Origin of the sequence: Pseudochrobactrum sp. B5, from assembly GCF_001939785.1 — a bacterium.
In the GTDB taxonomy this organism is placed as follows: Bacteria; Pseudomonadota; Alphaproteobacteria; order Rhizobiales; family Rhizobiaceae; genus Pseudochrobactrum; species Pseudochrobactrum saccharolyticum.
The window spans coordinates 1,238,977-1,258,548 of sequence record NZ_MOYL01000001.1 but is presented as its reverse complement, the minus strand read 5'-3'; the positions used below and the strand labels follow the sequence as shown (position 1 = coordinate 1,258,548).

22 protein-coding genes and 1 pseudogene are annotated in these 19,572 nt (G+C 53.3%); 3 read left to right on the top strand and 20 right to left on the bottom strand.

The genetic code is table 11. The annotated features are described in order from the left end of the window. Positions 1-42: 42 nt before the first annotated feature. The 20 genes and pseudogenes from BKD14_RS05605 to BKD14_RS05515 form a co-directional block, all read right to left on the bottom strand. On the bottom strand, positions 43-723 hold the full coding sequence (locus tag BKD14_RS05605) for a response regulator transcription factor (RefSeq protein WP_022710005.1): 681 nt from the start codon (positions 721-723) through the stop codon (positions 43-45). Positions 724-877: 154 nt separating this feature from the next. Then, positions 878-1,213, bottom strand: a complete 336-nt coding sequence (locus BKD14_RS19675; RefSeq protein ID WP_306401681.1) for a hypothetical protein — start codon at positions 1,211-1,213, stop codon at positions 878-880. A gap of 322 nt (positions 1,214-1,535) precedes the next feature. Beyond that, positions 1,536-5,330 (bottom strand): glycoside hydrolase TIM-barrel-like domain-containing protein, encoded by a 3,795-nt coding sequence (locus BKD14_RS05595; protein ID WP_075654564.1) that lies wholly within the window; start codon positions 5,328-5,330, stop codon positions 1,536-1,538. An 18-nt stretch (positions 5,331-5,348) separates the two neighbouring features. Then, complete coding sequence (locus BKD14_RS05590) at positions 5,349-5,792, bottom strand: NlpC/P60 family protein (protein ID WP_075654563.1); 444 nt, start codon at positions 5,790-5,792, stop codon at positions 5,349-5,351. Further along, positions 5,789-6,676 carry a DUF2163 domain-containing protein gene (locus BKD14_RS05585; protein ID WP_075654562.1) on the bottom strand — a complete coding sequence of 296 codons (888 nt, stop codon included), beginning with the start codon at positions 6,674-6,676 and terminating at the stop codon, positions 5,789-5,791. The genes BKD14_RS05590 and BKD14_RS05585 overlap by 4 nt, the downstream gene beginning before the upstream one ends. Then, positions 6,676-7,308: a DUF2460 domain-containing protein gene (locus BKD14_RS05580; protein WP_075654561.1), complete on the bottom strand. Its 633-nt coding sequence runs from the start codon at positions 7,306-7,308 to the stop codon at positions 6,676-6,678. The genes BKD14_RS05585 and BKD14_RS05580 overlap by 1 nt, the downstream gene beginning before the upstream one ends. An 11-nt stretch (positions 7,309-7,319) precedes the next feature. Continuing rightward, entirely contained in the window at positions 7,320-7,889 is a 570-nt protein-coding gene (locus tag BKD14_RS05575) for a phage tail tape measure protein (protein ID WP_075654560.1), read from the bottom strand. Next, positions 7,886-8,074: a phage tail assembly chaperone gene (locus BKD14_RS05570; RefSeq protein ID WP_075654559.1), complete on the bottom strand. Its 189-nt coding sequence runs from the start codon at positions 8,072-8,074 to the stop codon at positions 7,886-7,888. The genes BKD14_RS05575 and BKD14_RS05570 overlap by 4 nt, the downstream gene beginning before the upstream one ends. 17 nt (positions 8,075-8,091) lie before the next feature. After that, positions 8,092-8,442 carry a gene transfer agent family protein gene (locus BKD14_RS05565; protein WP_075654558.1) on the bottom strand — a complete coding sequence of 117 codons (351 nt, stop codon included), beginning with the start codon at positions 8,440-8,442 and terminating at the stop codon, positions 8,092-8,094. Continuing rightward, positions 8,439-8,852 (bottom strand): phage major tail protein, TP901-1 family, encoded by a 414-nt coding sequence (locus BKD14_RS05560; RefSeq protein WP_075654557.1) that lies wholly within the window; start codon positions 8,850-8,852, stop codon positions 8,439-8,441. The genes BKD14_RS05565 and BKD14_RS05560 overlap by 4 nt, the downstream gene beginning before the upstream one ends. 3 nt (positions 8,853-8,855) lie before the next feature. Continuing rightward, complete coding sequence (locus BKD14_RS05555) at positions 8,856-9,287, bottom strand: DUF3168 domain-containing protein (protein WP_075654556.1); 432 nt, start codon at positions 9,285-9,287, stop codon at positions 8,856-8,858. Continuing rightward, positions 9,284-9,451 carry a hypothetical protein gene (locus BKD14_RS19270; protein WP_175576060.1) on the bottom strand — a complete coding sequence of 56 codons (168 nt, stop codon included), beginning with the start codon at positions 9,449-9,451 and terminating at the stop codon, positions 9,284-9,286. Before BKD14_RS19270 ends, BKD14_RS05555 begins: the two co-directional genes overlap by 4 nt. Positions 9,452-9,538: 87 nt before the next feature. Further along, positions 9,539-9,886: a phage head closure protein gene (locus tag BKD14_RS05550; protein ID WP_075654555.1), complete on the bottom strand. Its 348-nt coding sequence runs from the start codon at positions 9,884-9,886 to the stop codon at positions 9,539-9,541. Further along, on the bottom strand, positions 9,883-10,446 hold the full coding sequence (locus BKD14_RS05545; RefSeq protein WP_075654554.1) for a hypothetical protein: 564 nt from the start codon (positions 10,444-10,446) through the stop codon (positions 9,883-9,885). Before BKD14_RS05545 ends, BKD14_RS05550 begins: the two co-directional genes overlap by 4 nt. A gap of 106 nt (positions 10,447-10,552) precedes the next feature. After that, positions 10,553-11,824, bottom strand: coding sequence for a phage major capsid protein (locus BKD14_RS05540; protein ID WP_075654809.1), 1,272 nt, complete (start codon positions 11,822-11,824; stop codon positions 10,553-10,555). Positions 11,825-11,965: 141 nt separating this feature from the next. Further along, positions 11,966-12,391: pseudogene (locus tag BKD14_RS05535) on the bottom strand (HK97 family phage prohead protease); the annotation flags it as partial. Further along, positions 12,381-12,752 carry a DUF6107 family protein gene (locus BKD14_RS05530; protein ID WP_075654552.1) on the bottom strand — a complete coding sequence of 124 codons (372 nt, stop codon included), beginning with the start codon at positions 12,750-12,752 and terminating at the stop codon, positions 12,381-12,383. The pseudogene BKD14_RS05535 and the gene BKD14_RS05530, both read right to left, overlap by 11 nt. Beyond that, complete coding sequence (locus BKD14_RS05525; protein WP_075654551.1) at positions 12,749-13,960, bottom strand: phage portal protein; 1,212 nt, start codon at positions 13,958-13,960, stop codon at positions 12,749-12,751. Before BKD14_RS05525 ends, BKD14_RS05530 begins: the two co-directional genes overlap by 4 nt. A gap of 30 nt (positions 13,961-13,990) precedes the next feature. Next, complete coding sequence (locus BKD14_RS05520; protein ID WP_245293583.1) at positions 13,991-15,145, bottom strand: terminase family protein; 1,155 nt, start codon at positions 15,143-15,145, stop codon at positions 13,991-13,993. A gap of 124 nt (positions 15,146-15,269) precedes the next feature. After that, complete coding sequence (locus BKD14_RS05515; protein WP_139316327.1) at positions 15,270-15,734, bottom strand: hypothetical protein; 465 nt, start codon at positions 15,732-15,734, stop codon at positions 15,270-15,272. Between the two features lie 377 nt (positions 15,735-16,111). On the opposite strand from BKD14_RS05515, the gene BKD14_RS05510 reads away from it, so the two are divergent. The 3 genes from BKD14_RS05510 (at position 16,112) to BKD14_RS05500 (ending at position 19,517) form a co-directional block, all read left to right on the top strand. Then, positions 16,112-18,283, top strand: a complete 2,172-nt coding sequence (locus BKD14_RS05510) for a penicillin-binding protein 1A (RefSeq protein WP_075654549.1) — start codon at positions 16,112-16,114, stop codon at positions 18,281-18,283. Positions 18,284-18,366: 83 nt separating this feature from the next. Continuing rightward, the gene (locus tag BKD14_RS05505) at positions 18,367-18,972 is read left to right on the top strand and encodes a DUF1214 domain-containing protein (RefSeq protein WP_075654548.1); all 606 of its coding nucleotides are present in this window, start codon (positions 18,367-18,369) and stop codon (positions 18,970-18,972) included. Then, positions 18,969-19,517 carry a hypothetical protein gene (locus BKD14_RS05500; RefSeq protein WP_083646817.1) on the top strand — a complete coding sequence of 183 codons (549 nt, stop codon included), beginning with the start codon at positions 18,969-18,971 and terminating at the stop codon, positions 19,515-19,517. Before BKD14_RS05505 ends, BKD14_RS05500 begins: the two co-directional genes overlap by 4 nt. The last annotated feature ends 55 nt before the right edge of the window (positions 19,518-19,572 follow it).

Below are 19,572 nucleotides of genomic sequence, written 5' to 3'. Positions count from 1 at the left end.
CGCAAACCGAGAGCAAAGACTTTCCCGGAAAACAGCGACATCTTAATCTTTACTGCCATCATTATTGTCAGAGCGGATGCGATATCCCATGCCGCGAACGGTCTCGATCATATCCACGCCCATCTTCTTGCGCAGGCGTCCGACAAAAACCTCAATCGTATTGGAATCACGGTCGAAATCCTGATCGTATAAATGCTCCACCAGTTCTGTGCGGGAAATCACTTCATCCATATGGTGCATGAGATAGGACAAAAGCCGGAATTCATGAGAGGTCAGCTTCAAAGCTGCACCGTCAACCGTTGCTTTTGAAGCCTTTGTATCCAGCACAAGCTTACCGCTGACAATTTCCGATGAAGCATGACCAGCCGCACGGCGGATCAAAGCGCGCAACCGCGCCAGAACTTCTTCAATGTGAAATGGTTTCGCCACATAATCATCAGCACCGGCATCAATACCGGCAACCTTATCACTCCAGCGGTCACGCGCTGTCAGCATCAGCACCGGCATGGAACGGCCTTCACGGCGCCAGCGCTCTACAACACTGATCCCATCCATTTGCGGCAGGCCGATATCCAGTATCACCGCATCATAAGGTTCAGTATCGCCGAGAAAATGGCCTTCTTCGCCGTCAAAAGCACAATCGACCACATAGTCTGCATCACGGAGAGCTTCAGCCAGCTGACGGTTAAGATCCTTATCATCTTCAACAATCAGAATTCTCATCAGCAAACCTTTTCAGTCTTTCGGAGCGATAATACAGCGTGCCGTCTGCCATGCAGACAGCATCTGTTTTTACAGCACATTACAAGAATGAGCAAACGGGAGAATTACAAGTCAGTGTCCGGTAAGTTACAGGCGAAACTTTAAAGCTTCCGCTTTACTTGGCCGGTACTGCAACTTCCACACGGCGTGGACGTTCACCGTCACGTCCGGGAACCAGCACAACCACAATACAGACCGGCGCGCCGTTCTGAACAGCAGCTGTTGCTTTGGTCAGCGTACCGCCCTGCTGTGCAGCAACCTGCTGCCCGATGGCAGCACAATCACCGGCAACGCGGATGATATGCGGCTGCGCCTGTTGCAAACCGGCAGGTACGTGCCGTTGCAAGCCTGCGGCGCCCGCAGATGGAACAATGCTTGTAAAAACTGCTGCGGTCATACCGGTGAGCAGAGTAAAAGCAGCGAAAAATGTGCGAACTGGTTTCTGTGTCATCATAACGCTCACTTTAACGCCTCTTACCTGAATGTTGAATGAACAATCTTGTGTATCAAACAAACGGTACTCATCCGGAGCGTTTCCATTAACGACAGGTTCACGGGAACCGCTCACATCGTTTCACCCTATTTCCGGACGGTCATTCTGTTGTACTGCCGGAAATGCTTAGATTTTTTCTTTCGTTAACATTAGTTCCCTAAAAACGAAAGTCTTCATAACTGCGGCAAAGCTGCCAAATTCATTAAAAACTGTCAATTACGAAGGATCAGCCCGTTTTCAATTCAACGTGTGTGCTGGAAAATATTTGTCGCAACTGGTTTTAGTAACGAAACGATAGTGAAGCCGCCTCTCCCGCGCCGGAACTCTGACTGATCTGAGCGACCTCCAAACGCAAATGCATACCGTGTTGCACCTGACCGGAATAAACATAATGCGGTCGGGTTACTTCCGCTTTTTCCAACAGCACTCCATCCTGCCACAGTTGCACCTGATATTTTTCCGTAGTCTCTCCGAGGGGAATATCTTCTCCCATCCAGCTATCCGCATCAATGCGTCCGCGACGGATCCACTGAAAATGCATATCTCCGTTTAGCTGTGGTCTGTATTTGACATGAACCGGACTCAGAGGCTTTAAGGCCTTCATGCCACCGGCAGCGGATTGGGTACTGAAATAATCATCCGAGAAATCCCGACCGGATGGCCCTGCACGCCAGTTCAGCATCAAACCGTTTTCAGTCTTCTGCAATCCTGCCGGAACAACCCGATCATCCAGCAAAATAAAAGACGCACCTGCGGGTTTGACAATACCTGCCTCCGGTTCTGTTCCCGATTGTCCGCGCAGCAAAGACTTTACCCGCCAGTGACCGGCAGCAATTTCTTCTGCCTCCTGATACTGCAGAATCTCCCATCCGCCCGCGCTATTTTGTACCAGAGCGGTATTAGCCGCATTCAGCACTTGCAACACAGACTGAGAATGTAATTCCCCGTGATATAGACGAATATCGAAACTCTGCTGATGCATGAAACGACCGCTGGCGGCACCTGCAAGTTCTGTAGTCAGCTCCCCCATGATTGCGGCATAGGGGATCACTGTGCGCAATTGATAGCCACCCGCTTCCGGCGAGGCAAAAAGCGCCACATCCCGCCACGGCTTGGCATAACAAGCGATGCGAAACTGACTGCTCTCATTTTCAATTCCGGGCCACATCGGCAAATCCAGCATATGAAACAGCGGCGGGCCAGCAGTCACACTACCGGAATCAGGTACCGCTGGCATACGGGTGCGGTCAGGGCGACGTAAAGCCGGTGCAAGAGCCACGGCTTTAGCCCGCCTTGCCGTCCCGTCCTCAAAGCTCACAATGACATAATCACGACTTCCGGCCAGTTCAGGCACACGCACCCTGTCACCAACCGTCAAACCTCCTTGCGACCACGGCACAGAAAAAGCAACGGTACGGCGTTCAGCCCGTTTTCTTTCAAGCCAGCTTTCGGCCAGCGCCTGTGCCTGCCCACTTTCCATCGCAGCAGATAGAGACAGACTTTCGTGACCGGCACGCTGCCAGCCGGATTTTTGCGCCAATGCACTGCCGGACTGATAATCCCGCAAAGCATCGCTGAAATAAATCTCTGCGCTTGCAGGCAATTCTTCCACATCATCCAGAGTACGCACCGGCAATGACTGATCGCCTTCCAGTGCATAATCCTGAATGGCAACGGGATTCTGGCGCTGTGTGAGACTGCGGAATACCAGTTTCTGATTTCCTTTCACCTGCTCAAAAGCCACCACACCGAATATTTCCATCAGCGGTTCAAGCAATGCTCTGCCACTTGCCGGATTATCGGCAATATAACCGGACAAATAGCCTTCAGTGCCACGGCAATCAGCCAGCCCTTCGAGCCCAAAATCCTTTAGCAAAGCCAGTAACAATTCATCCAGCGCCACACCACTGAGGCGGCCATTGAGCCAATGCCCCGTTGCCCAATTGGCAGCATCGCCCCAGATATCAGCTTTCAGCGGATATTCCGGAAACGGGCGCGTATCCCAAGCCCAGACATAAATCTGTTCCGGATCAAGCATTGCACCGCCATAGAGCGGCGATACCGGATTATGCTCTCCGGCAGCATTCCAATAGGCAAAATGCGCGCGCAAAAAACGATCCGGTGCAATATCACTGCGCGAACCGTCCGAGAAATATGGCACAGCATTTTCCGAGGATTTCGGATCAGGAAATACATTCGGCTGGTTCGGCCCTTTATCAACCGCCGCACAGCCAAGCTCGGTAAACCAGAATGGCTTAGACATGGGTTGCCATGCGGTAGGTTGTGTCTGCTCCACACCATTGATGCGGTTGAAATGCTGGTTCTGCCACCATGAGCGCAAATCCTTATAGCGAAACACCCAAGGCTTATCCGCCAGACCATCCGTTATCGTCGTGCGCTTGCGGGCACGCCTGTTTGCATCCGAGGCATAATACCAGTCATAGCCCTCACCTCCGGCAATGGCGTTTTGCAAAGCACTTTCATCATAGGCAGAAGCGGGAAAATCCGGATCAATGCTGCGCTCATCCCCGTCACGCCAATCACTCAGCGGCATATAATTATCAATACCGATGGCATTAATTGCCGGATGCGCCCATAGTGGATCAAGGTGAAAGAACACATCGCCGCTGCCATCCTGCGGGTGATAGCCGAAATATTCCGACCAATCCGCACCATAGGTGATTTTACAATCGGCACCTAAAGATGTGCGTGCATTATCAGCCAGTTCGCACAAAGTGCTGACAAACGGAAAATCATTCTGCTCATTGCGGATTTGCGTCAGGCCACGTAGTTCCGAGCCGATCAAAAAGGCATCAACACCACCGGCAGCATGCGCCAGTTCCAGATAATGGCCGATGAAATTCTTATAGCCGTTCATGCCATTGGAAAAACGATTTAGTTGAAGCCCTGCTTCAACTGTTTTATCCACTCCCGCCGCTACGCCAATTCTGCCGCGCCACGGATAGGCTGGCTGAAAGCCCTCACCATCCAGTGCAGGCAACTGATTATCGGCAGGAATATCCATCATAATAAACGGATAAAGCGTGACCTTCAGTCCACGCTGTCGGGCATCTTTGATTGCAGCGATGACCGAGAAATCACTCGGTGTCCCGCCATAGGCTTTCTCAGTGCCATTATCGGAAATCAGATGGGCAGATGCACGGTCAACAGTACCGACACGCCAGTAATGGCTCGGTTTTCTCGCTTCCCGCGCTGTCACACCGGGCAGGATCTGACATTCTCCCGCACGCAGATCGGTGCCAAACCACGGCACAATCAGAGCAACTGTTTTCAGGTTGGGACACAGCGCCTGCAACTCATCCAGTGATGCTGACCAGTCACTTTGCGCACGCAGATTATTACGGTTCAGCGCGCGTGTTTCACCGGGGCGCGGTTCATCGCGCACCATCTGCGGTGACAAACCAAATTCCGTTGCACCGGGGATCAGCGCAACGGCCTGAATATCACGGGTAAGCCTGCCGACACTGCGCATGACCTCGAATTGCAAAAGCGGAAGCCGGTTTCCATAGGCATCAATCGGCAGGCGTTCAAACACCACATAGGCCGTCCCGCGATAGGCAGGTGCTTTCCCCGCCCCCTGCCGCGCTTCAATCAGCGGATCGGGCTGCTGCGTTTCAGTCCCCTTATAGACACGAATTGTCACTTGCGTCTGATCCAGTTCTTTGCCGTCTGCCCAGATGCGCCGGATGCCGGAAATCTCGCCCTGTGCCACCGCAAAAGCGGCATTGACATAATAGCTGTAAGTGGTGGTTTTCGGGCCACCTTTCGCCCATTGACGGGTGGTGGTTTTCTCTTCCTCGAAACGGGTCGCCCAGATCAGCGTACTGCCGACACGCATCGTGCCATAAACGGCAGGCAAAACAGCCCCTTCTTCCGCCTGCATCGGACGTGTACCGGAGAGACGCGGCCCTTCGATACGCCGCGTTGAATTAATCAGCGCATTGTCGATCATATAGCCGCCCATAGCGCCAATAGCACTACCGATTGCCGCGCCAACGGGGCCGAACAGCCCGCCGATCATACTACCTGCCGCCTGAAGAACCACTGTACTCATGCGAGAAATGACCTGTCTTCAAACCGAAGGATTTGGAAAGGAGAAAACAGCTGCAATACGCTGCCGCCATTGCGGAACCAGCGCAGAAAGCGTCACACTATGCCCCTCATAGGCATGGATGAAGCGGTTATTCTCCGCCATGATGCCTAAATGCTTGGCCGCCACACCATCCCGCCAGCGAAAGATCAAGAGATCACCGGCCTGTATCTCTGATTGCGGCTTTAAATGCATATGCCGCCGCGCCGCATCAATCAGCGGCTCATCTTGGGCAAGCTCTGCCCAGTCGCGGGAATAGGTGCCGGCATCCTCCGGCTCTGTACCATAAAGCTCGCGCCAGATACCGCGTATCAGCCCCAAACAGTCACACCCCACCTGCAAACGGCTGGCACCGTGACGATAAGGTGTGCCAAGCCATTTTTCAGCAATCACCAGCACTTTGTCATTCAACGGGGCAGCGGTCATGGTACCAGTACCCCGCCGTCAAAATTTCCCTCACCACCGGCAAAACCATAGGCAGCATCATTGCCGGGAATATGCGGAAAGCCGCGAAAATTCTCATGATTGGCAAAGCGGTCACGGCATTGCTGAAAGCTCTTGTCGCAACCCGCCAGCACACGAAAACGATCACCGATCTGAACGTCATAGACCGGCAGTTCCTGAAGGATCAGACTTGCCGCATCACCCTGTTTAAGGTGCGAGACAATATTATTCACGCTGCCCTGATTTTGCCCACTCAGCCAGTGCAGGCTCCCGCGCTCAAACCAGTGCGAGGTAAAACCACTCAGATTTACGACCACCAAATTCTGTCCGTTGACAAGCTCCACCACACCCTCACCCGCATAGCGCGGATCGGCCGGATTGATGCCGCAACGCTTATCTGCAAATTCCGCATCGCAACCCCGCTTGGCACGCCGTCCGAAAACACGATCCAGCAGAGCCGCACTGCTTTTCAACTCAGCGGTAAAATTCATGCCGCTGCGTGTAATTTTGCCGATTACGCTGCTGCGCAATAATACCGCTTGCTCCGGCTGCGCCCAGTTGACCAGATAAGTCTCAACAGTCGCACCGTCATAAAGCCCGCGCTCAATATCCGCATCAGTCAAAGCGTCACTGGTCAGCGCCCCTTCGATCTCGGAACTGTCTATCGCGAGGCCAAGCTGGCTTCCTGCCTCAGAACCATTCATCCCGCTTTGCGGAAAGCAATTAATCCCATACACTGATAATGTTCTGTCATGGTCACAAAAGCCAAAAACCTCACCGTCCTTACGTCGCAAAACCCATGCAAAACAATGTGTTGTCACATCACCCTGCAAATGTGATTCAAGTGCCGGATCGAGTGTCAGCATTACTTCACCTCAACAATCGGAATGGATGGAATTTCACCGGCTTTGAAACTGGCAATACTGGCGCTCAGCCTGTCCGTATCAAAGCGCACCGGCACATCAAACAGGAAACCCGCAGTCACTTTCGCCTGCGGCGGCGGCACATGGTCCTCGTGAATTTCCACTATGCCTGTCAGCCAATTCACGCTGAATGCATCCGCCGCAAGCACCTCCCCCTCCACTGCCAACTGCACGGTGCTCAACACAGGCTTGGTAATGATGCGCTGATAATCACCATAATGTTTCGCCAGCTGAAATTGCCGTGTCGTGCCGTCTCCCCGCCCCAGAAACTGATCTGTTGGTTGCGGCGGTGCATCCTGTTCCGATGAGAGATGATCAAACGGATCACGAAACCGGAACGCATAAAGTGAACCACGCCGCGCCTCGAAAAAACGTAACACATCGCGCAGATCGTTGAGCGAACGCAACCCTGTTCCGGCATCATAAAACCGCCGCGACATTGACCAGCGCGCATTACGCTTTTCGTGTCCCGAGGTCAGGCTGACAATCTCATTCCGCCATTCCGGCCCGCCGGTTGCCCCGAAGGAAACACCGAGCGGAAAAGGCACATCATGAAATGAAGATAAATCCTGCATAATGCGCCCTTTCACATACGTCTGGTGCCATGGCGCACGGCACGCGCCAGCATGGCACTGACCTGCGCTTCCGAACGGCTGAAGGAAGCAGCATCGGGCGATGACATATTGAAATTAATCTGCATAGATCGCCCTCCGCCGCCACTACCCATAGCCACGCCAAGACTGCCGTCACTGCCACGTGCCAATGGTAAGATCGCCTCGGCACCCGCCTCACCGGCCACGCCAAATCCACTGCCCAGTCCGAAATATGTCGGGCTGGAAACCACACCGCCTTTGGCAAAAGGCTTAACCCCACCCAAGCCGCCAAGCCCGCCCATCAGGCCGGAGAACATCGAGGAGAATAATCCCTGCAATGGCTTCATCCCCGCATCCAGCGCCATGGAAGCCATATTGGAAGCCAGCCCGCGCAGCACATCATCCAGCCCTTTGCCGGATGTGACCGCGCTTTTGAAAGCCGAAGTCAGGCTCTGCCCGAATGAGCCGGAACGCTTCTGCAAATTATCCAGCGCACGGTCAAAGCCGCTGGTATCCGCCTCAACCGAAACCGTGACTGATTGTTGTGTGCCTGTATCATTCATGATCCACCATCCGGAAAAGCCCGCATCAGCGTGTTTAAAACATCACGCGGCGGCGCTTTCCTGCCACCGCGCATGGACTGGCTCAGCGCCCTGATCTCGGGCAGGCTGAGCTGCCAGAAATCCCGTGACGACAACCGCAATTGTCCCATCCCGAAATGCATCAGCGCATCCCAGGGGAAAGACATTGATTCAATTACGGCTTCTAATTTTTTGATTGCGCTGCGTTTTCCGGATTTTCAGCAGTCATGCCAAAAGTCACTTCCAGCAATTGCGTCACCAGTCGCGCAAAGCCGGTAGCACCGCCGTCAATGCGCATATCGGCCACATCATCCTCGGCCACATCATGACCGCCACCACGCAAACCTGCTGTGACAATGCGGATCATATCTTCCGACTTTAACCGCCCTGTTGAGAAACGGGCAATCAGAGCAGAAAGGTCTTCTGTCTCATAAGCTGCCTCAAGACCAGCCAAGGCACCAAGTGTCAGGCACAAAACCCAATCCCTGTCATTTAAAACGGCTGCAATTTCACCGCGTCTGGCATTGACCATCATGGCTGCACTCCGAAACTGATAAGACCGGCAGATTCCAGCGCGATTTCAAACGTCACTTCGCCATCATGCGCGCCGCCATATTCCAGCGCGGTGATCTGAAACAAACCGCTGACAGTGCCAAAATCTGGCACAATAATCTGCCAGTCCAGAATATCACCATTGAAGAACGCCGCGCGGATCAACGCATCGGACGCCGCATCTTTGAAAATACCCGCACCGCTGACCGATGCACGCTGCACACCGCTGCCAGCCAGCAATTGCCGCCAACGCCCTGTAGCATCAGCATCCGTCACATCAACCGTCTCTGCATTGAACGCAATGCGCTTGCTGCGCAAACCCGCACAGGTTTGAAATGTGTCACCTGCCGCAGCAATTTTCAGCAACAGGTCTTTGCCTCTCTGAGCTGCCATAAATTACGCCCCTTCAATTTTTTCAGTCACCGCACGGTAGCGCAACTGGCCATTGTAACCGTCACGCAAGTCGTCATTACGGGTCTGTGAGGATTGCAAAGTCAGATTGACCAGATGATAGCCGCCGATATCCGGCTTCTGCTGGCTGCTTGCCAAAGCCTCCATCAGCCCTTCCACCAGCATCATCAGTTCCAGCACCTGCCTGCGACCATTGGAACGCGCCCAGATATGCAGTACCAGATTGTGCTCTTCGCCGGTGCCGCTATCGGTATCCCAGGCATAGACCTGACTTTGGCCAAAGCTGATATAAGGAAACGCCGCATGGGGCGGCACATGATCGTAAATGCCCTGCCCTTGCAGTTTCTCCATCAGCAAAGGCGCGGCTTGCAACCACGCCAATATTGCCTTTTGCAAAACAAGCGCCGCGCCGTTCATCCCTTATTGTCCTGTTCGGTTTGAGCAGGCGGTGCTTTAGGCTCAGAGCTTTTCAAAAACAGCCCATCGCGTTTATTGGAGAGTGCCTGTTCACAGGCCTGCAAGCCGACAAGACGCAAAGTGCGCAACAACGCTTCAAAAATAAAACGCATAGAAAAATTCATCGGATTTCCTCTCTATAGCGTATCCCGAAAAGTGTGAAACGATTTTCGGATAAAAATACGTGTAAAAACAAACAGTTAGATCATTTCCTATGTTTCAAGATAATCTGGAAATGCTCTAACTGAACAAATGAGATAGCGCTGACTTTCATCGGGATCGTGCAGTCCCAAAACCGTAAAATGCCGCCCCGCACGCGTGAGACGCATGGAGATTGCAATATCTTTGCGGTAACGGGTTGTGATGAGATGGGTGACATGGGGAATGGCCTGTCCGGCAAAGTTCTGACTGCCGGTTTTCTTCGGCTCAATCCTGCCCCAGAGCGTGGCAATTTCCGTCCATTGCTCCTGATAGCCGCCGGTCTCATCAAAGAGCGGACGGTTTTCTTCCAAAGTCAGCAGGGTTTTAAACTGTCCCGCATCAATGAATTGCAGGTTCATAGCCGCCCCCGCCGCAGCCACGGTGACACGAGCTGTGCAACCATATCCGGCAGGCTGTGCATCACCGCCTCATAAGAATTGCGGTTGTCATAGAGATGTCCCGCCAGCACCAGACAGGCATGACGCAATGTTTCGGGCAGGTCTTCAGGCTCATTCGCCAGACCGGCAGCCAGCTCAATTTCCAACCCGCGGGCAATGGTAATATGTTGTGGTCGCCGCAGATAAAGTCGCTGCGGACGACTTTCCGTATCCAACCGCCAGTCATCGGCACTGAACAGTACCGCAGTACCATCAGCATCAAAACCCTGTACCTTATCAATGGAAATGACCGGCGCTTTATAGAGGGCAATTCTGCCCGATTGCGGCCAGTTGGCGAGCTGCAACAGCCAGCGCTGCGGCAGCATCACCAGATTGCAATGCTGCTCGATTACTTCCCGCGCAGTGCGGATCAGGCGCTCCAGCAAGTCCTCTTCCTGATCCGGTGATAAACGTAAAAAATCGCGCAGCATTGCTGTCGTCACCGGCTCTTTTACCGGCGGCGTTATAAGTTGGAGAACCATGCTATCTCCTGTAATTTATAATAGATTCAGTAAGATAAAATCACTCTCTGACAGAATGATTCATGCCGCTTTACAAAGGCCAAGCAAAACCGCCCCGCCAGCAAGCTCAGGCTGCAAATTTCAGCAGTTTGATCGCGTCAAAATCCTGCACACCACCGCCGACACGCTTGGTGGTATAGAACAACACGTACGGCTTGGCAGAATACGGATCACGCAGCACGCGGATACCTATGCGATCGACAATCAGATAACCACGGGCAAAATCACCAAAGGCAATCGGTGTGCTGTCCGTGGCAATATCCGGCATATCTTCCGCTTCCACCAGACCAAACCCCATGAAGGAAGCCTTCTGCCCAAGAGACGCCGGCGGCTGCCAGAGATAATTGCCGTTGCTGTCTTTGAGCTTGCGCAGCGCCGACTGGGTTTTCCGGTTCATCATCCAATGGGCATTCTGGCGGTAGCCGGATTTCAGCGCATAGACGAGATCAATCAGCAAATCGGACGGGCTGGAAGCAGGCAAGGCACCGGCAACGCCCGTCTTCAGGCAACCAAGTTTACCCCATGCCCATGACGCTTCATCAACCGTATCATAGGCCAGAAAACCATGTGGCTTGTTCACACCATCACCATTGATGAAGGCAGCGCTTTCCTGCTCGGCAAAAGCTGTTTCAACCTCTGCGGCAATCCATTGCTCCACATCCACCGCAGCATCATCCAGCAGGCTGGCTGTTGCCGCAGGCATGGCGTAAATTTCCATGGTCGGGAATTGCAGCTCGGCAAGTTTGGCATTGGTGGTCTGCGGGCGTGCGCCCTCTTCACCAACCCAGCCGGTACCAGGACCACTGATGGAAAACGGCTTTTTGAGTACAGCGCCGGAAACCTGTCGCACAGTTGCAAGACCACGCACCGGCGAAAGCGCGGCCAGACGTGTGCCGATAGCAGTTTCCAGCTCAGACGGCACAAGATAACCGCCATCAGGCCCCGAACCATAGGAATGCGCTTTCTGCTCAAGCCCGCGCAATGCCTGCTCATCACCACGGCGGGCATAATTGTCAAAAGCCTGTTTATGCTCCTGCGCAACACCACCGAGTGGTGAACGTGCCTCACCACCAAGGGCAGGGCGCGCCTGTTTCAGCACATATTGATCCAGCGCCGCTTTCTGCTCATCCATTGCACGGTTGAGACGTTCTACCTTTTCAACAGTGAGAACATCCGCACCGACATGTTTTTCAATCTGGGTCAGGCGCTCATCATTGGCCTGTTTAAATCCTTCAAAGGCCTGCATGAACTCACCAAAAGCCTGCCCGACTTCCTGCTGGCTGTTCAGCGCCTTAATCTCCAGTACCTGTGTTTGAGCGGCTGTTGCTTTATGTTTGATCGTCATTTCCTGTCCCTTCGGGCTTGGTGTAAAAAGACGGTACAAACCGACCGGACGGAGGTTTCAAAAAGAAATTTGCGCTTTCAGACTGGCCGCCGCATGGCGGATAATCTGCGCGGAACTCATGTCATCATGATTTTTGCTCTGCACCGGATGAACACGCGCCTGCGGCAGCATCGGAAAAGTCACCAGCGAGATTTCCCAAAGCTCGGCTTCCAGAATATGCCGCTTTCCGGTTGAGGCTGACTTCTTACTGCGAATAGCGCGAAAGCCGATCGACAAACCGTCCAGCGCCCCTTCGGATATCAACCGCCAAGCTTCATCGGCACGCGTCACGCCTTGCGTTAACTGCCCCTCAACATAAAGACCGCGCTGGTTCTCGGTGATTTTTGTCCAGATGCCGATGGGATTGTCGGCCTGATGCTGCCAGAGCATTGGCACACTAGCGCCACGCTGCAGCGACTTGGCAAAAGCGCCGCGTTCAATAATATCGCCGCTCAGATCAGCGAGCGAGAACAGGCTGGCATAACCGCTGAAACATAGAGGCTGATTTGCCTTAACCTTCATCGCGCTCCCCCTCTTGCCGGACTGAACCACCAACCTGATTTTTCAGCCGGTCGGTAAAGCGTTTGAAAAAACCGAGCGCTGTCCATGCAGCAAAGCTTGCAGCGGCAGAGCCCATCAACATCAGCTCCGCCTGCCCGAGGCTGTTGCTCAATGTCAGGTGTTCTGCGATTTTAACACCGGCTGCCCCGCCAAAAATCATGCCGCAAATCAAACCAACTGCGAAACGCACTGCCGCCTCGCGTTTTCCTTTGGGCAACATATAGGCCAGTGAAACGGCCGAACCGCTTACCGCACCGGTGATTTTGGCGAGCCATATCCATTGTTCCTGCGTGAGTGCATCCGGCTGGTTGAACAGGTTCATAGCGCCCCTCCTTCCGGCTCAGGAGAGTAGCCAACGGCCTGACGCTTTTCGGCTGGACTTAAAAACTCCGCCGCACCAATGCGCCGCCACAAGGCTTCCCGCTCCTCGGCAAGCCCATCAATGCGGTCATGGTCATGCTCCAACCGCAGATCCGCACCAAAATAAGGACAGAGCCAGTTGCTCAGCGCCTGCGCTGTTCGCGTCAGTAACGGCAGAATAGTCAACCGATAGAAAGCACGATTGGCCTCGGCATAATTGGCATAGGTGTTATCACCGGGAATACCGAGCAGCATCGACGGTACACCGAAAGCCAGCGCAATTTCACGGCTGGCCACATGTTTGGCTTCTATAAAATCCATATCTTTGGGCGACAGTCCCATGGCTTTCCAGTCCAGCCCGCCTTCCAGAAGCAGCGGTTTACCTGCACCACCAGCACCGGTATAGCCTTCCTCCAGCTCAGTCTTCAGCCGGTCGAACTGCTCTTCGCTTAAATTCCCGCCATCTTTCGGCGCATAGACCAGAGCACCGGAAGGCCGTGCAGAATTATCAAGCAAAGCCTTGTTCCACGCTGCTGTCGCATTGTGAATATCCAGTGCCATCGAAGCGGCTTCCAAAGGCGGAAAACCGTAATGATCGTCCAGCGGATGAAACAGCCGCAAATGCAACGCCCGTGCAGACAATCCGGACTCGAAACCTGAATTCAGGCTGATACGGCGGCTGGTGGTATTGTTACGATAGAGCAAAGCCTGCGGCCAGCCATTGCTGTCGCTTTCAATTGTCACTCGCTCGGGGCGCAGCAAATGCAGTTCCTTCGGCTGTCCGTCATAATCCAGCCGCTCGATATAGGCATTGCCGGATAACAACAAATGCCCGTAAAGCTGTTCAAAAAAGCCGGAACCGCTCGCCCCTTCATGAGGCGCACGCAGCAATTTCAGCAGCGGATGATCTTCAAGTTCCGTCTCTCCCTGATAGAGCAACAGCGGCACATTGGCTGCGGCATCGCTGATCATTTTCACGCAACGATGCACAATCGGATTACGCATAAATCCCTGCTGCGACAGCGCCATATAATTGCGGCTTGTCCAGCGTGCCTGCGCATCCATATGCAGCGCGACAAAACCCTGCTGCATTTTTACAGAAATCACCTGTGCGCTTTTCTGCTCCTGCGTTTGGGCAGCACTATGCCGCCACGGCCATTTCCAAGCCATGTTCACCTCACTCGACCTTAATTATGAAATTTATCGAAGCTGCCGGATTCTCGGCTTATGTGTGTCCTGAAGCAAAAGCGTATGCAGCGCCCAGACCAGCGCATCCATCCTGTCCGGTGAGCGGCCGGCGGACAGCCCATTCACGGCAAAGTCACACATCTCATCTTCCAGTTCCGGAAATCGGCGTGCATGACGAATACGCCCTTGCTCATAAAGTGCTGCCACCGGCTCGGCGCGCAGATATTTTCCCCGCTGTGCCCGTACTGCTTTTACCGCGACTGATGCATCCTGCGCATGGATAACCGCCATCACCATGTCACCACCCTGATTGACCTCCGCCACCACCAGATCGGCCTGATAGCGGTGGTAGAACTGCACAATCTGCGCAGCCCACTGATGCGGCTTCACGCCTTGCAACGTGGCATCATCCAGCACCCAAGCCAAACCATCCGCATCCAGTCCGGCGACAATAATCCCGCAGGCATCGGAATTTTTGGTTGAAGTCGCAGGCGGGTCAACCGCAATAACAATGCGTTGCAATTCCGGAACGACCGACTCATATAGCGCCTCCAATTGCTCCCGCGACCACAGCGCATCCTCACGATCAGCAATCAGAACACCATCCAGCTCCTGCCGCCCCAAAGCCGTGCCCGCATAGCGCTGCTGCATGGCTAACAAAAAGGCCGGTGCCAGATGCGCAGCATTTTCATCCGTGCGCATGTGGGTCATGATCGTCGCCGGATCACTCAAAAGATCGCGCAGCAGAGCCTGCATTTTCGGTGTAGTTGTCACCACCTGACGCGGCTTGTCTCCCAATCGCAGACCAAATTGCAGCATATCCCATGTCTGTTGCGGGTTTTTCCATTTCGCCAGCTCATCACACCATGCCGCGGAAAATTGCGGTCCGCGCAAACTGTCAGGGTCCTCCGACGAATAGAACGAAGCCACCGCCCCGCTTTCCCAGACCAGCCTGCGGCGGGTACTTTCCAGACGCGGGCGCTGCAAACGAGAAACCGAGAGAATACCGGAAGGCCCTTCAACCATCACCTCGCGCACATCGGCCAGTGTTTCCCCCACCAAAGCAATATTGCCGCAAGCTTTGTCACAGAAAGGCGCCAGCCCTTGCGCCATGCCGCTGACCCACTCTGCACCGGCACGGGTTTTGCCCGAACCGCGCCCACCCATTATCACCCAACTGCGCCAATCCTGCTTCTGAAACAAAGGCAATTGCGCCAGCCGTCCCTGAATCAGCCATTCTTTGCTCACCGCAACAATGGCCTGTTCATCGACGCCCGCGTCAGACAGAAATTTAAACAGCTCTGAGTTCGGTAATTCTGGCGCTGATGATGCTGAGAGCTTCACGCACATCCTCCGGCGTCACACCGCGATCATCATTTCCGTTGTCATGCTTATCACTCAGCGGTTCAACACGCGTTTCCTTGGAAAGCTCGCTGATGCTTTTCACCGCTTTTGCCAATGCTGCCAGCGCCTCTACAGTACTCTTTTCCGGCAACCCCTCCGCTTTGGAGAAATTCTGCAATTCCGCATTAATTTTAATCAGCAGATCTTCAATATCCAGCACCGGCAAACTGACAGAAGAGTAATCCAACCCTGCCCGTTTCAAACGCCTGCTATAAATCTCCGGCTTCACCCCCAAGAGAAAAGCCATGTCCGGCACAGCTATCTGATAACGCCGCTGCAAACGATACACCGCCTGCAAACGCTCCAGCGAAGCCTTTGGCAGCGCTTGTATTTCTTCCGAGTTTTCCGGCATGGTTTGACCGGCTCCGTTCTCTGTGAAACGCATAACCGGTTACAAATGGCACAAATAAAAAAAGCGCAGCACCACATGCCACGCTCTATCAAACTCTATTGAATTGTCTCAGCCACACTTCTCTGACTGTATATAAAACCTACTTCAATACCGTCACGCCGTCAAGGATAAAATTCCTATTTTTCTGCTTTCAATGCTGATTTCTTCACATTCAATTTTACCGAAATATTTATCGCATTGAGATAATAGGTTTATTCGTTAAGCATAATTTTAAACCCTTCATTGGCACTTCTGCTTTATTGGCCATTCATAAGGATGTGCTAGAATGGGACATTATCGCCCCTCTTTAAGCGAGCAAAACGGGTTATTTTTCGGTTATGAGCAAACAGGCTGACAAAAATGACCAGACCAGAAAAACGCGCCGCCTGACCCGCAGCCCGTTTCTGATGGCTATTGATGCCTGGCTGGACAGCAGCCTGTATAAATTACGCTCACATTTTTCCGCTTTCTGGGAAAGCGCCACTATATTTTCCCGCAAATTCCGCGTGCGCGGCTGGAAACGTCTGTTTGTAGAAATCGCCGATGAGGGTTTTACGCTTGGCGTTCTCGGCAGTGTTGTTCTTCTTGCTCTGGCTATGCCTGCATTCGAGGAAACCAAGAAAGACTGGCGTGCGCAGGATGATTATGCGGTTACTTTCCTTGACCGCTACGGCAATGAAATCGGCCAGCGCGGCATCATGCATCGCGATGCAGTGCCGATTGCTGAATTGCCGGATCATGTGATTAAAGCTGTTTTGGCAACCGAAGACCGCCGTTTTTATGAACATATCGGCATTGATTTCTGGGGCTTAAGCCGCGCGCTTACTCAGAATATGCGTGCCAATGGCGTGGTTCAGGGCGGCTCCACCCTGTCTCAGCAGCTGGCGAAAAACCTGTTTCTCTCTAATGAAAGAACGCTGAAACGCAAAATCAATGAGGCATTTCTCGCGCTCTGGCTGGAAGCCAATTTAAGCAAAACGGAAATTCTGCAGCTCTATCTCGACCGCGCTTATATGGGCGGCGGAACCTTTGGTATCGCTGCGGCTTCCGAATTTTACTTTGGCAAAAATGTCAAAGATATTTCTCTGGCGGAAGCGGCAATGCTGGCCGGCCTTTTCAAAGCACCGGCGAAATATGCGCCGCATGTCAATCTGCCGGCTGCCCGTGCGCGCGCGAATGTCGTGCTGTCCAATCTCGCCGATGCGGGCTTTATGAGCGAAGGCCAACTGGCTTATGCGCGGCGTAATCCTGCGAGTGTTGTTGACCGCGCGAAGGGTGAAAATCCCGACTATTTTCTGGACTGGGCTTTTGACGAGGTGAAAAAAATCACCCGCACCATTCCCCAGCATAATCTGGTGGTGCGTACCACGCTTGACCGGAATATCCAGAAAGCTGCGGAAGATGCGATTGAATTTCACCTGCGCCAATATGGTGCCGAATATAAAGTGACAGAAGCAGCCACCGTGGTGATTGCCGATGACGGCTCGGTGCGGGCAATTGTCGGCGGGCGCGATTATGGTGAAAGCCAGTTCAACCGCGCAACCAAAGCGCTTCGTCAGGCCGGTTCATCCTTCAAACCCTATGTCTATGCCGTTGCTATGGAAAAGGGCCTGACACCGAATACCATTGTCTCCGATGCGCCGATTGCATGGGGTAACTGGATGCCGCGCAATTACGGCCGCTCTTTTGCAGGTCGTGTCGATCTCGCAACCGCTCTGGTCAAGTCTTACAACACGGTGCCGGTGCGCCTTGCCAAAGACTATCTGACAACAAAGCCGATTGTAGCCCTCACCAAAGCCATGGGCATTGAATCGGAAATCTCCGACCATAAAACCATGGTGCTCGGCACCTCCGGCATGACAGTGATGGATCAGGCCACCGGCTTCAGTGTTTTTGCCAATGGCGGTTTTGCAGGCATGCGTCACGGTATTGTGCAGATTTCCGATCCGGCTGGTAAAATTCTCTGGGACTTTAAACGCGATACACCGGAACCAAAGCGCGTATTGTCTGAAAAGGCCGCCTCAGAAATGAACTCCATGCTGGTGCAGGTGCCTGAACGCGGCACGGCGCGGCGTGCAGCTTTGCCTATGACCCGTGTCGCGGGAAAAACCGGCACCACCCAGAGCTATCGTGATGCATGGTTTGTCGGCTATACCGGCAATTATACGGCGGCGGTCTGGTTCGGTAATGACAGTTATGCACCGATGAATAATCTGACCGGCGGTATCATCCCTGCTATGACATGGCAGATGATGATGATGCAGGCGCATCAGAATATTGACCTGAAACCAATTCCGGGCATCAGCAATCCGTTCCCGAAACCTGCTCAGCCAGCTGATCCGAAACTGGTAGCACAGAGCAGCAGCACCGGTGAAAAACTGCCAAATACAGTTCCGGATTATCCGCGTGTTCTGTCCTCAGAAACAACGCGCTTTATGCGCAGTCTGAATGAGAAATTCCGCACCTATGAAACACCGCAGCGGATTCGCACGACTTTATCGTCACTCTGATCTTATTGAAATGCACCGGCCATTTGATCCGGTCACCCGATAATGACAGGCAATTTTAACCGGACGTGTTTTATAGATTCTCCATGAGCAATTTAAGAACCATATTGCTGACAGTATTAACCTGCCTGATTGCTCTGGCGGGCGGCGCAGCCAGTGCGCTTTATGCTCTCAATAATTTTGAAGGTTTCAATCAGCTCACTATCGGACAATGGCATGCCTCGCCGCTCTATGGCAGTGCGGATGCTGATCCCTATGCCCGTGCGCAACGCAGCCGCGCCGCATTGCTGCCGCTGGGTGCTGCCGAAGGCCAACGCTTTGTTCTGAGGCATGATGTGAACGGCGCAAAGCTTGATCCGCGTTGCACCTATCATTTACAGGGCAAAGCCCCCGCCTCCCGTTTCTGGACGCTTTATGCCAGCGATTTGCACGATCTGCCGCTCGCGCAAAAGCAAGGGCTTCCGCAGGAACTGCATAGCCAGATGATCTGGTATCAGCATGATTCAAGTTTTCTCATCGCCGTTTCTCCCTCGGCACAATCGGGAAACTGGTTAGCGATCAATGCATCGCGCCCCTATCAGCTGGTGATGACCCTGTATGATACCGATCTGGGCACATCTATCGGCTTTGAAAATCCGCAAATGCCGGCACTCACTTTGGCAGAAGGCAGCTGCAAAGGAACCGGACGATGAGACATTCGCTGTTGCAGTTTCTCTATGCCATTACCCTCGGCCTTATCGGCGCAGCCATCGTTCATATTGCGATTATACTGCTCGTGCCTGACGATGCTTCGGAAACCCTGTGGAAACGCGTGGAAGCACTCGGCCCCGCAGAAAGCTTTCACAGGCTGGAAGGTGCTAACTGGGCAAAGCGCCGCGATCCGCTGATGCGCAGTGCCGCATGCCGTTTTGACCTGACCAACGGACCGGTTCATATCAGCGCTGTCGGCAAAGTGCCGTTCTGGTCGCTGGCGATTTACAATCATACAGGCGATATAACTTTCAGCCTCAATGATCAGGTGTCACCAACCACCGATCTGCTGCTTGTCTCGCCTTTGCAGAAAATCCTGCTCGAACAAAGCATTCCGCAGCAACTGGAACAATCAGTGCTTATCACCCAGTCCGTTAATGAAGCGATTGCGGTTTTGCGGGTCTTCGAGCCCGATGCAACATGGCGGGATGAGGTTGGTGAATTTCTTAAATCTGCAGAATGTATGAGCGTTTCGATCGAGAATTAAATTCTCCTGCGATGCACCATCTTCCGAAAAATATTTGATTTACAGTCAGTAAATT

Bases quoted from the DNA above. Each gene is read 5' to 3' on its own strand.
- BKD14_RS05605 (WP_022710005.1), bottom strand. From the start codon at position 723: ATGAGAATTCTGATTGTTGAAGATGATAAGGATCTTAACCGTCAGCTG.
- BKD14_RS19675 (WP_306401681.1), bottom strand. From the start codon at position 1,213: ATGACACAGAAACCAGTTCGCACATTTTTCGCTGCTTTTACTCTGCTC.
- BKD14_RS05595 (WP_075654564.1), bottom strand. From the start codon at position 5,330: ATGAGTACAGTGGTTCTTCAGGCGGCAGGTAGTATGATCGGCGGGCTG.
- BKD14_RS05590 (WP_075654563.1), bottom strand. From the start codon at position 5,792: ATGACCGCTGCCCCGTTGAATGACAAAGTGCTGGTGATTGCTGAAAAA.
- BKD14_RS05585 (WP_075654562.1), bottom strand. From the start codon at position 6,676: ATGCTGACACTCGATCCGGCACTTGAATCACATTTGCAGGGTGATGTG.
- BKD14_RS05580 (WP_075654561.1), bottom strand. From the start codon at position 7,308: ATGCAGGATTTATCTTCATTTCATGATGTGCCTTTTCCGCTCGGTGTT.
- BKD14_RS05575 (WP_075654560.1), bottom strand. From the start codon at position 7,889: ATGAATGATACAGGCACACAACAATCAGTCACGGTTTCGGTTGAGGCG.
- BKD14_RS05570 (WP_075654559.1), bottom strand. From the start codon at position 8,074: ATGTCTTTCCCCTGGGATGCGCTGATGCATTTCGGGATGGGACAATTG.
- BKD14_RS05565 (WP_075654558.1), bottom strand. From the start codon at position 8,442: ATGATGGTCAATGCCAGACGCGGTGAAATTGCAGCCGTTTTAAATGAC.
- BKD14_RS05560 (WP_075654557.1), bottom strand. From the start codon at position 8,852: ATGGCAGCTCAGAGAGGCAAAGACCTGTTGCTGAAAATTGCTGCGGCA.
- BKD14_RS05555 (WP_075654556.1), bottom strand. From the start codon at position 9,287: ATGAACGGCGCGGCGCTTGTTTTGCAAAAGGCAATATTGGCGTGGTTG.
- BKD14_RS19270 (WP_175576060.1), bottom strand. From the start codon at position 9,451: ATGAATTTTTCTATGCGTTTTATTTTTGAAGCGTTGTTGCGCACTTTG.
- BKD14_RS05550 (WP_075654555.1), bottom strand. From the start codon at position 9,886: ATGAACCTGCAATTCATTGATGCGGGACAGTTTAAAACCCTGCTGACT.
- BKD14_RS05545 (WP_075654554.1), bottom strand. From the start codon at position 10,446: ATGGTTCTCCAACTTATAACGCCGCCGGTAAAAGAGCCGGTGACGACA.
- BKD14_RS05530 (WP_075654552.1), bottom strand. From the start codon at position 12,752: ATGAACCTGTTCAACCAGCCGGATGCACTCACGCAGGAACAATGGATA.
- BKD14_RS05525 (WP_075654551.1), bottom strand. From the start codon at position 13,960: ATGGCTTGGAAATGGCCGTGGCGGCATAGTGCTGCCCAAACGCAGGAG.
- BKD14_RS05520 (WP_245293583.1), bottom strand. From the start codon at position 15,145: ATGGGTGGGCGCGGTTCGGGCAAAACCCGTGCCGGTGCAGAGTGGGTC.
- BKD14_RS05515 (WP_139316327.1), bottom strand. From the start codon at position 15,734: ATGCCGGAAAACTCGGAAGAAATACAAGCGCTGCCAAAGGCTTCGCTG.
- BKD14_RS05510 (WP_075654549.1), top strand. From the start codon at position 16,112: ATGAGCAAACAGGCTGACAAAAATGACCAGACCAGAAAAACGCGCCGC.
- BKD14_RS05505 (WP_075654548.1), top strand. From the start codon at position 18,367: ATGAGCAATTTAAGAACCATATTGCTGACAGTATTAACCTGCCTGATT.
- BKD14_RS05500 (WP_083646817.1), top strand. From the start codon at position 18,969: ATGAGACATTCGCTGTTGCAGTTTCTCTATGCCATTACCCTCGGCCTT.